Origin of the sequence: Klebsiella sp. 10 (assembly GCF_018223925.1) — a bacterium.
GTDB classification, from domain to species: Bacteria; Pseudomonadota; Gammaproteobacteria; order Enterobacterales; family Enterobacteriaceae; genus Klebsiella; species Klebsiella pneumoniae.
Genome location: NZ_JAGRRB010000018.1, coordinates 72,278 through 85,043 on the forward strand (window position 1 = coordinate 72,278; position 12,766 = coordinate 85,043).

At 56.2% G+C, this 12,766-nt stretch carries 9 protein-coding genes; 5 read left to right on the plus strand and 4 right to left on the minus strand.

The genetic code is table 11. The annotated features are described in order from the left end of the window. Positions 1-31: 31 nt before the first annotated feature. A complete protein-coding gene (gene ytfQ / locus KHQ26_RS20345) occupies positions 32-988 on the minus strand; it encodes a galactofuranose ABC transporter, galactofuranose-binding protein YtfQ (protein WP_023288156.1) in 957 nt (318 codons plus the stop codon). A 403-nt stretch (positions 989-1,391) separates the two neighbouring features. On the opposite strand from ytfQ, the gene ppa reads away from it, so the two are divergent. The 3 genes from ppa to KHQ26_RS20360 all read left to right on the plus strand — a co-directional run bounded on the left by ppa (position 1,392) and on the right by KHQ26_RS20360 (position 4,506). Then, entirely contained in the window at positions 1,392-1,922 is a 531-nt protein-coding gene (ppa, locus tag KHQ26_RS20350; protein WP_002886766.1) for an inorganic diphosphatase, read from the plus strand. Positions 1,923-1,996: 74 nt separating this feature from the next. Continuing rightward, entirely contained in the window at positions 1,997-3,184 is a 1,188-nt protein-coding gene (locus KHQ26_RS20355) for a hypothetical protein (RefSeq protein ID WP_004186677.1), read from the plus strand. A gap of 155 nt (positions 3,185-3,339) precedes the next feature. After that, positions 3,340-4,506: a hypothetical protein gene (locus KHQ26_RS20360; protein WP_004192422.1), complete on the plus strand. Its 1,167-nt coding sequence runs from the start codon at positions 3,340-3,342 to the stop codon at positions 4,504-4,506. A gap of 37 nt (positions 4,507-4,543) precedes the next feature. Here KHQ26_RS20360 and KHQ26_RS20365 read toward each other — a convergent pair whose 3' ends face one another. The 3 genes from KHQ26_RS20365 to tamA are packed head-to-tail and all read right to left on the minus strand — an operon-like array spanning position 4,544 to position 10,397. Continuing rightward, positions 4,544-4,888 (minus strand): gamma-glutamylcyclotransferase family protein, encoded by a 345-nt coding sequence (locus KHQ26_RS20365; RefSeq protein ID WP_002886724.1) that lies wholly within the window; start codon positions 4,886-4,888, stop codon positions 4,544-4,546. Positions 4,889-4,890: 2 nt separating this feature from the next. Beyond that, positions 4,891-8,667: an autotransporter assembly complex protein TamB gene (tamB, locus tag KHQ26_RS20370; RefSeq protein WP_020805443.1), complete on the minus strand. Its 3,777-nt coding sequence runs from the start codon at positions 8,665-8,667 to the stop codon at positions 4,891-4,893. Then, on the minus strand, positions 8,664-10,397 hold the full coding sequence (gene tamA, locus KHQ26_RS20375) for an autotransporter assembly complex protein TamA (RefSeq protein ID WP_004178361.1): 1,734 nt from the start codon (positions 10,395-10,397) through the stop codon (positions 8,664-8,666). Before tamA ends, tamB begins: the two co-directional genes overlap by 4 nt. A 208-nt stretch (positions 10,398-10,605) precedes the next feature. Here tamA and msrA point away from each other — a divergent pair, with 208 nt between their 5' ends. Both msrA and KHQ26_RS20385 read left to right on the plus strand, forming a co-directional pair. After that, the gene (msrA, locus tag KHQ26_RS20380; protein ID WP_002886721.1) at positions 10,606-11,244 is read left to right on the plus strand and encodes a peptide-methionine (S)-S-oxide reductase MsrA; all 639 of its coding nucleotides are present in this window, start codon (positions 10,606-10,608) and stop codon (positions 11,242-11,244) included. Between the two features lie 180 nt (positions 11,245-11,424). Continuing rightward, positions 11,425-12,762 (plus strand): hemolysin family protein, encoded by a 1,338-nt coding sequence (locus KHQ26_RS20385; RefSeq protein WP_002886718.1) that lies wholly within the window; start codon positions 11,425-11,427, stop codon positions 12,760-12,762. The last annotated feature ends 4 nt before the right edge of the window (positions 12,763-12,766 follow it).

Consider the following 12,766-nt stretch of genomic DNA (forward strand, 5'->3'; position numbering starts at 1 on the left):
GGGGGGAGGGATGGAATGAGGGGCTCCCCACTCAGTAGCCCATATTTTTCTTCTTCTCTAACTCTTCTTTCGCCGTATCCGGCAGGTACAGCGTCGATTTGGTAATGGTCAGCTTCTCCGGCAGGGTGCCGTCTTTTTTGTATTTCTCCAGCGCATCAAACGCCGGGCCGGCCATATTTGGCGTCAGCTCGACGCTGGCGTTGGCTTCTCCGGCGATCATCGCTTTATAGATATCCGGCACGCCGTCGATGGAGCCGGTCAGAATATCTTTGCCCGGCTTCAGGCCAGCTTCTTTAATGGCCTGGATGGCGCCGATGGCCATATCGTCGTTATGAGCGAACACCATGCAGATGTTTTTGCCGTTATTCTCAGCTTTGATAAAGCTCTCCATGACCTCTTTCCCTTTACTGCGGGTGAAGTCGCCGGACTGGGAGCGGATAATTTTGATATTCGCCGCTTTGGCAATCGCGTCGGCGAAGCCTTTCTTACGATCGATGGCCACGCTGGCCCCAACGGTGCCCTGCAGTTCAACGACGTTACACGGCTTACCGTCGACGGTTTTCACCAGCCAGTCGCCAATCAGCTGGCCTTCCAGCACGTTGTTGGCGGTCACGGTGGTCATGTAGAGATCTTTATCTTTAACATCAATGGAACGGTCGAGGAGGAAAACCGGGATCTTGGCCTCTTTCGCCTCTTTCAGCACCGGTTCCCAGCCGGTGGCCACCACCGGCGCAATGAAGATCGCGTCGACCCCTTGAGCGATAAAGGAACGTACTGCTTTGATCTGGTTTTCCTGTTTTTGCTGACCATCAGCGATCTTCAGGGTGATACCGCGCTTGGCGGCCTCCTCTTTCGCGACGCTGGTTTCCGCCGCACGCCAGCCGGATTCAGAACCGACCTGCGAAAAACCTACGGTTAGCGGGGCAGCTATCGCCATAGACGACATAGCTGCGGAAACTGCTGTGACAAGAAGTAAGCGCTTCCACATAAGGGTATCCTCGTAGGGTTATTGTTGGTTAAAGTCTCACCTGCGGACAAACTATAGACAATCGGTGATGTAACTGAATGCGTTACATCACACTTCAAAAAAGTAAATGAGATGTTAATGATGGCCCTACTGCCCAGCGGAGAGCCGATAAGGCTTCGCAGGGAGCGCGGCTGTTGCGGTTTATGACGTTTTTTTAAGCAGTATGATAAATCAATCACATGCAATGAAAACGGTTACATAAATTTATTCATGATGTGGCTATGTTTATGGATTTTCATGTCATTATTACGCGAAAAATTCGGAGCACTCTGCGGCGATATCGGGAAAAAGAAGCGAAGACTTTCGATGTGAGTTGGCTATAATACCGAGCACTTGTTTGCCATACATTTTAAAGGAAACAGACATGAGCTTACTCAACGTACCTGCGGGCAAAGATCTGCCGGAAGACATCTACGTCGTGATCGAAATCCCGGCGAACGCAGATCCTATCAAATACGAAGTCGACAAAGAGAGCGGTGCACTGTTCGTTGACCGTTTCATGTCCACGGCAATGTTCTATCCGTGCAACTACGGCTACATCAACCACACCCTGTCCCTGGACGGCGACCCGGTTGACGTGCTGGTCCCGACTCCGTACCCGCTGCAGCCGGGCTCCGTGATCCGCTGCCGTCCGGTTGGCGTTCTGAAGATGACCGACGAATCTGGTGAAGATGCGAAACTGGTTGCCGTACCGCACACCAAGCTGAGCAAAGAATACGATCACATCAACGATGTGAACGACCTGCCGGAACTGCTGAAAGCCCAGATCACTCATTTCTTTGAGCACTACAAAGATCTGGAAAAAGGCAAGTGGGTTAAAGTCGACGGTTGGGACAACGCGGAAGCGGCGAAAGCCGAAATCGTTGCCTCTTTCGAGCGCGCTAAGCAGAAGTAATTCTGTCTCAGGCAGGGTCATCCCCTGCCTGATTGCGGCACGGATAGCCGCGATAACACCATGGAGGGTGTCCCGTGAAAAGCGTTCGCTATTTCACCCTTAACTTTTCTGGCTTCACGACCGCCGCCTGTGAAAAACAGGGGTATCTGCGTCTTATCGCCGGCGACCATGTCTTTTATACCGATAAACGCTATTTTAACGACCCCTCGCTTTTTGACCGCCTGACGATCAATCAGCCTCTGCACCTTGGCGTCCGCCGCCTGGACAACGGCAGTTACTGGATCCACTGGCTCAGCGATGGCGAAACGCTCCTTGAGCCCAGTCAACGGGTAAAGCGCTGGGCCCGGCCGCTGCTGATTATCAGCCTGCTGACGCTCATCGTCGCTCTTATCCCGCTCATGATGAGCACCTCAGAATGGGGAAGGTTCGGCTTCGGCATTATCGCGATAATGGCCTTCATCGCACTGTTAACCGGGCTCTGCGAGCTACTGTTCCACCGGGCGCTAAAAATGCACCCCGCCATGCGCGATCTGTTGGCGAAGATGGCGCAGGCCCGCCGCCGCGACTTTTCCTTTTGCCAGCCGCTACCGACTACGGCGCAAACCCTCCGCCAGTCGGCGAAGCCTTTTACGCAAGCCCTGCCGGAACGCTATGCCGTCCGGACGGGAAAAATTAGCAATATCATTTTTAAGAAGTGGTTCGCGGGGAACCCAACGCGGGAATACCATGGCGTTGGGATACAATGCGACACGGCGCCGCTGGCCTTCTTCTGGCAGAACGGCTTCGCCAACTTCGGCCTGCATCCCTTTTTTTACCGCCGTCAACCGCCCTTTCTCGCTATCGGCGATCGGATAGTCGCCGTCTACCAACGGAAAGATAACGACGTCCAGGCGTTATACAACGTCAGCGACGGGGGCGCTTTTCTGAAAAATCATCCCTGTTATCCCGGTGACCGGCAAATGTCGCTAGTCTATAACCTGTTTTATGGCATGGTGCTGGTGATGTACCTCCTCATACTCGGCATGTCGCTAAATAACCCATACAAACCAGTCAGGGGATTTGGGTGGTTAATTCAGGATTCACTGGACATGCTGTCCCTATTATTACTCAGTTTCGGCGGGATCCTGGCGGTACTGGAGCTGATTGGCCCGACGGCCTGGTTATTGTCACACCGGGTGGCTGACTGGATGAAGATGCGCTCGGCGATGCGGCACTACCTGCAGGGAGCGGCCCGCCATACCGCGCTCGAGGAGATCATGTAATGTTCAGCACCCCAACACGACGATTATTATTCCTCGCGCTGACGACGTTGGCTTCCGCGATGTGGCTGGCGAAGGATCATCTCCCGCTCTGGTAAGGAGTGGGTCGGCAACGCGTGATACGTAAAACACCATCATTTCATCAAGGAAGGAACCTTGTGAAACAGACCCATTATTTCACCGTGAATTTTACCGGCTTCACCACTGCCGCCTCGGAAGAGCAAAGCTATTTACGCCTCATTGCAGGCGAGCATGCCTTTTATACCGATAAACGCCATTTTAAAGACCCCTCGCTTTTTGACCGTCTGAGGCTCGGCCAGCCGCTACATATCGGCACTTGCCGCCTAAAGGATGGCAGTTACTGGATCCACTGGTTAAGCGATGGCCACATTTTGCTCGAACCTTCCCGGCAGCCGCTGAGTATTAAAAAGCTTCTTCGACCTGTCGGCTTGGTCTTTTTTGTTTGCTTGATCATTCTCGCTTGTGCTCCATGGTTGGATATTTTTTTATTATTATGTTTTATCACAATGTTGGTGAATCCCTTCGGCATCTTCTCTTTTTGCTCTTGCAATTTCTCACTCAGGTTACGTGTTCTCAATGCGAAAATGCAGCGAACGAAGCAAGGCGATATTTCATTCTGTCAGCGTCTGGAAATTCTACCCGCTACTTCTGAAAGGCATCCACCATCGGCCAACAACGAGATAGCGCTGCCAAAAGAATTTGCGCTTGAAGAAGGCGTGATTCTGAATAGTTATTATCAAATATGGATCGCTACGAGGGTAAGGCCTTATTTTATCAAAGAAGGCGCCTGTTTTCAGCTGGCGACTCGTCACTCGTTTTTTTCAGCGCGCTTGACCTGGCTGAGCAATGCCCTGAATAATCGTTGTCGCCCGCCATTTCTTGCCGATGGGGACTGGGTTATCGCCGCACGCCGGCATGGATACGATGATCTTCAGGCGTTATACAATGTCAGTGATGGCAGTGTTTATTTAAAAAATAGCCCCTTTCATCCCGGCAATCAGCAGATGGCATCAATTTATAAAATCGCGTACGGCCTCGTACTCATAGTGATGTTTTTTACGCTCACCATCAAACTGCACGACCCCATGCTTAATCTGGGCAGTTGGCCATTTTATCGTGAAATGCTTACCAGGCTGACAGGCACCCTGCTCCCGATTAACCTGCTGTTAATAGTGATGGAGTTTGTCCGTATGATTGCCCATCCCCTGTCACGTCGGGTGGCCGGTAGAGTGAAGGTACATCAGGCCATATTACGTTATGCCAGACGTCAGGGCGCCAGAATGACGCCATGGGAACTGAAGTAATAAAAAACAACGCCACCCGAAGGTGGCGCTGTCGTGGTTAATACTGGTCGCGATCCAACCAGTTGCCGTTCGCTATCAACGTACAACCCTCAACGGAACGTTGATAGACATACATCCATGCGCTGCCGTAAGGCGTCTGAATCAGGTGGCGCGCATACTCGCCCCCCTTGGTGCGCAGCGCATCCAGTTCGGCCAGCGTCGATGCATCAATACGATAAACTTCACCATGTACTGTGCCTTCGCCGGGCACCGCGCCTGGATAGTGGCCCAGGCTGTACAGCTGATAATCGTCGACACTATGAGCGCCCAGCCACTGGGCGTTGGTCATCCAGTGGCTGTTGCCTTGTTTGCGTCGTAAACTGCCGTAAACAAATATTCGCATTGCTAAAACTCAAACTGATAGAGCAAATCGAGCGCCTGGTCGATGCCAGACACCGCTTCCACATATAGCTTAGGCATCAGGCGATAACGTAAAGTCAGCGTCGCCAGGGAATCGAAGATACCGACCCCGTATTTTACCTGCAGACCCGGCAGTACATAGCCGCTGACCACCACCTGGGAAGAATCGCCTACCCCTTCGGTGTCCAACGCCAAGTTGCTTACGCCAAACGTCTCGCCGATTTTACCCACAACCTGACCACTTTGTGCAACCCCCATACCAATAAGCATTGAGGTCATCGCGGCGCTATCGCTCTGACCACTACTCAAACCCTGGCCGCGCAGCAGATAAGACAGCGCTTCCTGCTGGGACATAACCGGATCAGAGAAGATCTCCGCTTTCGGCTGATCGGCGGAGCCGGTGACGCGAACGCCGGCGATCACATCGTCTTCGGTGGCATCCGGGTTACGAATCGCTTCGATATTCAGCAACGGCTGATCCGGCGGACCGGAGAACAGCAGCTCCCCTTTGCGGACAATCAAGTCCTGACCATAGGCGTGGAAACGGCCGTCCGGAATATTAATCTGCCCGTTGAGGCCCAGCCCCTGCTTGTCCTGCGCCACTTTCAAATCACCGGTCAGACGCGCTTTCAGGCCGAAGGCTTCCAGACGAACGTTGTTGCCGACGTGAATGGTCAGGTTGCTGTTGATCGGGATGCTGGCGCTCTGCTGCTTAATCGGCTTGAGATTTTTATCCAGCATCACTTCATCAGAGGAGACGCCGACCGCGCTCTCCGGCACCTCGTTGACCACGATCCGCGCCCAGGGCACATCCACTTTGCCGTCGAGATTGAACAGGCTTGGCGTGGCGGTAAACACCACATCCGGCGATACATCGAGACGCACCATCGGCGGCACCGTGATCCGCACCCGGCTGCCTTTCGCCGCAATTTGCGCCCGCCAGTTATCGATCTGCGTCCAGTCGGCGTTACCGCTGAGGGCGATTTGCCCCTGGCGGGTGTTCACCGTCCCCTGCAGGGTCGAGCGCGTGCCGTTGAAGTTCATCGCCAGCTGGCTCGGCTGCATATCAAACGGCATAAAGTTGCCGTCGATATCCACCCCGCTCAGCTGCATCTGGCCGAACAGCTGCGGACTTTTCACATTACCGCCCAGACGCAGACGGGCGTTGAGCCTTCCCTCTGCCTTTTCACCACGAGCGAAAATCGGGTTGATCATCGCCAGCGAGAAGTTGCTGATATTGACATTGCCGCCGAGATTACGCCGCCCCTGCGGGTCGGTAACCTGCACTTGCCCATCCAGTTGACCATTGTTAGTCAGGCGGATAAGCCAGCCCAGCTCGGCGCGATTGTTGTGCAGGTCGGCGCTGAGGTTCAGCGTATCGAACGCCACCGGCAACGGCGCGTCGTTGACGACCTGGGTCACCTTGACGTTGCGCCCGCTGAGGGTCACTTTGCCCTGCGGCAGTCCCTCTTTGGTGGTGTCCCAGCTCACATCGGCATTACCAGTAAACACGCCGCTGGCCTGGGTCGCCTCCGGCATAAACGGCTTGAGCATCGCCAGATCGAAGCGGTTGAGATTCACCCGCGCCCGTCCGCTGGCGCCCGCGTCAATGGTTTCAGGCACGCAGAGCTCGGCGTTCGGGTTGGTCCAGCAGTGTGGCCCGATGCTGATTTTCTGCTCCAGATTGCGATAGTCCAGCGCAATGCTGCGCGTCAGCGCTACCGGCCCCACCGGCGTCTGGAAGCGGGTATCGCTCAGCGAGCCCTTCCAGCGTTCGGCCTGACGATCGAAGCTGCCTGCCAGCGCCAGCTGGCCGGAAACCGGATCGCCCTGCACGCGCAGCCGCAGCTCATGCTGTTTCTCTGTACCGTTGGCATTGAGCTGCACCAGGCTGATATTGACCCCCGGCTGGCTGATGCGATCCACCCGCACGTCCAGGTTACCGCCAATCTGATCGGTGGATTTCACATCCCCTTTGACGTTGACCTGGGCGATGGTCAGCTCCTGCCAGCGCAGCGCCCGGGCGGTGATATCGGCCAGCAGCTGCGGCGCATCGACAGTGCCGCGCACTTTTACCAAGCCCTTCGCCGTCCCGCCGAGCCCCGGCAGCGCATTATCCAGGTGCGGCGCATCGATGGTGGCGTCGAGATTAAGATCCTTCACCCCCAGTTCGCCTTTGATATCAGCGCTGTTCGGGCCCAACGCCAGATGCAGTCCCGGGATTTTCCACTGCAGATAGCTGTTACCCTGCAGCGAGCCCGCCACATCCACTTTGTTCTGCTTCACGTTGCCGGTAATTTTCAGCTCCGGCACCGACATCTGCCAGCTGCCGCCGTACAGGCTGCCCTGGGTCTTGATCCGGCCGTTAAGCTTCGACGGCCAGTCCGGCACCTCTTTGGCGGTGTTGATGCCGTCGAGGGTCAGCTCGCCGCGCCAGCTGATCGCCTGCTGCCAGTCGAGCAGCGCCTTCAGCTCGGTTTTCCCTTCCAGGGCATTGACCGTCAGCTTGTCGAGATTGATCTGCCGTTCATTGCCTTTGGCGTTGAGGGCGATTTTCGCCGGCGGCAGCGATTGACCTTTCACCGCGGTGGAGAAGGCCAGCGCATAGTCGGTCATTTTGCCGCTGAACTTCAGCTGGACATCGTCGGCCTGAAACTGCTTCTCGCCGCTGAACGGCCAGGCGAGCTGCTTACTCTTCAGCTCCATATTGAGCGGCAGCCCTACCTCCGCCAGCTGCGCATCCGCGCGCAGCGTGGCCGCGACCGGCCCGCTTAAGTCCACTCCGACTTTGAGCGTTTTACGCACTTCGCCGCCCACCTTCAGCTGCACCTTCTCCCCTTTCATCGGGTCGACGTTCAGGGTTCCGGCGAGAGTAATGTCCACCGGCCAGTTATCCTGCAGCTGCGCGCTGCCCGAGGCGCTGACCTTGCCCTGATCGGAGTCGATATCAAGGGCGTCGAGCTTCATCTGGCCGTCGATACTGCTGACTTTCAGCAGCAGGTTATACACGGTGATATCGGTATCGCCGGTCAGGCGCAGCTGCTCGCCGCGGAACGCCTGAATATTGAGGTTCAGCGGCAGATGGACATCGGTCATCGCCGGCAGCACTGGCTGCGAGAAGAGGTCGGTCATCGTCTCGCCGAGCGGTTTTTCCTGCGGCTGCGGGTTGTCAATTTTCGGCTCAACCACCTGCTCCTGCGCCACTTTCGCCACCTTAGGCAGGGCGATCAGCAGCCCCTGCAGCGAGGTCGGCGTCAGGGTCAGATTTTTCTCCTGCCAGTTCAGGCCGGTGGAAAAGTCGCGTACGGAGACCGCGGTATCATCGATTTTGACGTTGACGTTATGCAGCGCGACGCGGCTGAGGGTGATCGGATAAGGAGTGGAGAGATTCAGCGGCCCGCTGTCCTCTTCCTCGACCGGCGCTGAGGGCGGCATCTTCTTGGTATCGACGGCGACATAAATATCGCGCAGCGCGATGTCGTTTACGCACAGGCTGCTGTCCCACAGGCAGCGCAACCTGACGCTGAGGTGAAACTGACCGGCGGTCACCGCCACGCCGGGCTGTTCGTAGCGAACATTATCGAGGGTTAAATCACGCCAGCCACCGGTCACTTTGCCGATTTCCAGCCCCGGTACCCAGCGATCCGCCGCCTTGAACACCAGATGCAAGCCGGTGGTGGTCCCCACCAGGAACCCGACGGTGCCCAGCAGGAGCACTAACACGATTAAGACGCCGAGGCTTATCTTCTTCCATAAACTCATAATTCAGGCCCCAGACCGATGTAAAACTGTAAACCATGCTCTTCTTTGTCGCCGATCGGCCGGGCGATATCCAGCTTGATCGGCCCCACCGGCGACTGCCAGCGCACGCCCACCCCTGCGCCGGTTTTGAAATCGCTCTCGCGAATATCGCTGACCGCTTCGCCGCTATCGATAAAGACGGCGCCCCACCATTTGCCACTGACGTTGTACTGATACTCCAGCGAGCCGGTGGCCAGCTTCGAGGCCCCGATCAGCTTGCCGTCATCGTCCTTCGGCGAGATAGATTTGTATTTATAGCCGCGAATACTGCGGTCGCCCCCGGCGAAAAAGCGCAGATCCGGCGGCACCTTGTCAAAGTTGTCCGCTTCGATCCAGCCAAGGTTGCCGCGCACCACAAAGCGGTGGCGGTCATAGAGGGTACGGATCCAGACGTCCTGGGCCTGCATCACGATGAAGTTGATGTCCGAGCCCCACATGGTGTTGGAGTAATCCACCGAGTAGCGCTGGGAATCGCCCCAGGTAGGCATCAGACCGCCGCGGGAGCGAGTGCGGTTCACCGAGACCCCAGGATAAATCAGCATGGTGGTGTTGGTGACGTTCGCCTGGGTAAAGTGATCCAGGCTCCAGCGCAGGTTAATCGCTCGCTGCCAGCCGCTCGACATCTCCCAGAAACGCGAGACCCCCAGGGTGGTAGAGTCGGCCTGGGTATCATTGAGGTCGGTACGCTTAAAACCGCCCTGCATCAGATAATACTGTTCGAGGGGGCTCTTCAGCAGTGGGACTTTATAGGTAAAGTCGAACTGCTGCTCCGGGGCGGAGAGGCTGACGCTGGAGGTCAGGCTGTGACCATACGAGTTGACCCATGGTTTTTTCCACGTGGCTTTCACCCGCGGACCGACGTCTGTGGAATAGCCGACCCCGGTTTCCACGGTGTTCTCTTTGCGAGGCGAGACAACGCCCTGCAGAGGCAGCACCTTGGTTTTCCGCGACTTAGCAAAATCAGGCGCCACCACCACCGAACTGAACCAGCCGGTCGCCGCCAGGCGGCGGTTTAGCTCGGCCAGGTCCTGCGAGGTGTAGTAGTCGCCCTCTTTAAACGGCACGAGGTTTTGCAGGTATTCATCGCGGATTTGCGAGCCAGAGAAAGTGACGTGGCCAAAGCGATAGCGTTCGCCGCTGTCGTAATCGATATCCCAGAACGCCTGATGACGGTCGAGGGAGACCCCGAGCTGGCTCTTAAGAAACTCGCTGTCAAAGTAGCCTTTGCGCAGGGCGACGCGGGTCAGCGAGCTCTTGAAGCCGTCGTAATCCCCGTGGTTGAGCACCGTCCCGATGGCCGGGCGCGTTTTCAGCAGCGCCAGGTAGTCGCTATCGGTGCGGGCGCCGCCGCGCAGAATCACCTCGGTTCCGCCAATGCGCACCGGTTCTCCCGGGGTCACTTTGGCGATCAGCACCTGACGTCCCCTTTTCGGCGGCGGACGCAAATCAAATTCAATCGTCGGCTCGTAATAACCCAGCGCTTTCAGACCTTCGCGAATGGCGTCATCGACGCGCGCGCGAAAGCGACGATCCGGCGTGACTTCATCGCTCTGGATGGTGGAAAGCTGGGCGCGAACGTTTTTCTCCAGCTCCCCGGATAATCCCTCAACCTGCAAACGCACATTCGCTGCGCTGGCGACCCCGCTGACCAGCAAAAGGCTGGTGACGCATAACTGGCGGATTTTTAGCACATTTTCTCCTGAATATCCCTGTTTCCTCTACAGGAAACACTGGCGCCGCTCCACGGCTTAACAAAACCCTAACAACATAGGGTTGAAAAAGTGGCAATAACCCAAATAATTCTTATGTATTAATCTAGACGTATTACGCGTATTTATTGTGTTAAAAGACACGCTTCGTTACAACCTTAACGACGATTTCTGTATTGAGAGGCCAACCGTGAGTCTATTTGATAAAACGCATCTTGTCGCCCAGGCGGATGCGCTGCCTGGACGCAATACCCCCATGCCAGTGGCGACGCTCCACGCAGTTAACGGCCACTCGATGACCAACGTCCCGGCGGGGATGGAAGTGGCGCTGTTCGCCATGGGCTGCTTCTGGGGAGTTGAGCGCCTGTTCTGGCAATTGCCGGGGGTTTACAGCACCGCCGCAGGTTACACTGGCGGCTATACGCCCAATCCGACCTATCGCGAAGTATGCAGCGGCCAGACCGGTCACGCGGAAGCGGTACGCGTGGTTTATGATCCGCAGGTGATTAGCTATGAGCAGTTATTGCAGGTGTTCTGGGAAAATCACGACCCGGCGCAGGGTATGCGGCAGGGTAACGACCACGGCACCCAGTACCGCTCGGCGATTTACCCGCTGACCCCGGAACAGACGGAGGCGGCAAAGGCCAGCCTCGCGCGCTTCCAGGCGGCGATGAACGACGCGCACGATACCCGTCACATCACCACCGAGATCGCCACCGCCAAACCGTTCTACTATGCCGAGGACGATCACCAGCAGTATCTGTATAAAAACCCGCACGGCTATTGCGGCATCGGCGGCATTGGCGTCTGCCTGCCGCCTCAGGCGTAATTCTGATTTCCGCCTCAACAGCGAGGCGGTCAATGAACGCTCTGGCGGCTTTACATTCCCTTACGCTATACTAGCCAGTGTGACAGCCGGTCCAGCGCCTTCGGACCGGTTTTTTATGTATTCCACATTTGAGTTATCAACTTCCCTTCCGAGGATCTGGCCTCAACGGTCAGAAAAGATATGTTAAACAGTATTTTAGTAATACTCTGTCTGATAGCCGTCAGTGCGTTTTTTTCGATATCGGAAATTTCACTGGCCGCCTCACGTAAAATCAAACTGAAACTGCTGGCCGATGAAGGCAACGTCAACGCACAGCGGGTGCTGAAGATGCAGGAGAACCCGGGCACCTTCTTTACCGTCGTGCAGATTGGCCTCAACGCCGTCGCCATTCTTGGCGGTATTGTGGGCGACGCGGCTTTCTCACCGGCGTTTCATAGCCTGCTCAGCGGGTATTTGTCACCGGAGCTCTCCGAGCAGCTGAGCTTCATCATCTCTTTTACCCTGGTCACCAGCTTGTTCATCCTGTTTGCTGACCTGACTCCGAAACGCATCGGTATGATTGCGCCCGAAACAGTGGCCCTGCGCATCATCAACCCGATGCGCTTCTGCCTGTTAGTCTTCCGCCCGCTGGTGTGGTTGTTTAACGGCATGGCCAACATGATCTTCCGCATCTTCAAACTGCCGATGGTGCGGAAAGACGATATCACTTCCGATGATATCTATGCCGTGGTCGAGGCCGGCGCGCTGGCCGGGGTGCTGCGCAAGCAGGAGCATGAGCTAATTGAGAACGTGTTCGAGCTGGAGTCCCGCACCGTTCCTTCCTCCATGACCCCGCGTGAAAGCGTCATTTGGTTTGATTTGCACGAAGACGAGCAGAGCCTGAAGAATAAAGTGGCCGAACATCCGCACTCGAAGTTCCTCGTCTGTAATGAAGATATCGACCACATTATCGGTTACGTCGATTCAAAAGATCTGCTGAACCGCGTGCTGGCGAACCAGAGCCTGGTGCTGACCGGCGGCGTACAGATCCGCAACACGTTGATCGTGCCGGACACCCTGACCCTGTCGGAAGCGCTGGAAAGCTTCAAAACCGCCGGGGAAGACTTCGCGGTGATCATGAATGAATACGCGCTGGTGGTCGGGATCATCACTCTCAACGACGTAATGACCACCCTGATGGGCGACCTCGTCGGCCAGGGGCTGGAAGAGCAGATTGTCGCCCGCGATGAAAACTCGTGGCTGATCGATGGCGGTACGCCGATTGATGACGTGATGCGCGTGCTGGATATCGACGAGTTCCCGCAGTCCGGGAATTACGAGACCATCGGCGGCTTTATGATGTTTATGCTGCGTAAAATCCCCAAACGCACCGACGCGGTGAAGTTCTCCGGCTATAAGTTTGAGGTCGTGGATATCGATAACTACCGTATCGACCAGCTGCTGGTGACCCGCATCGATAACAAGCCAACGGTGCTGGTGCCGAAGCAGGCGGAAACGGCGGAAAGCCAGAACGCCTGAGCGT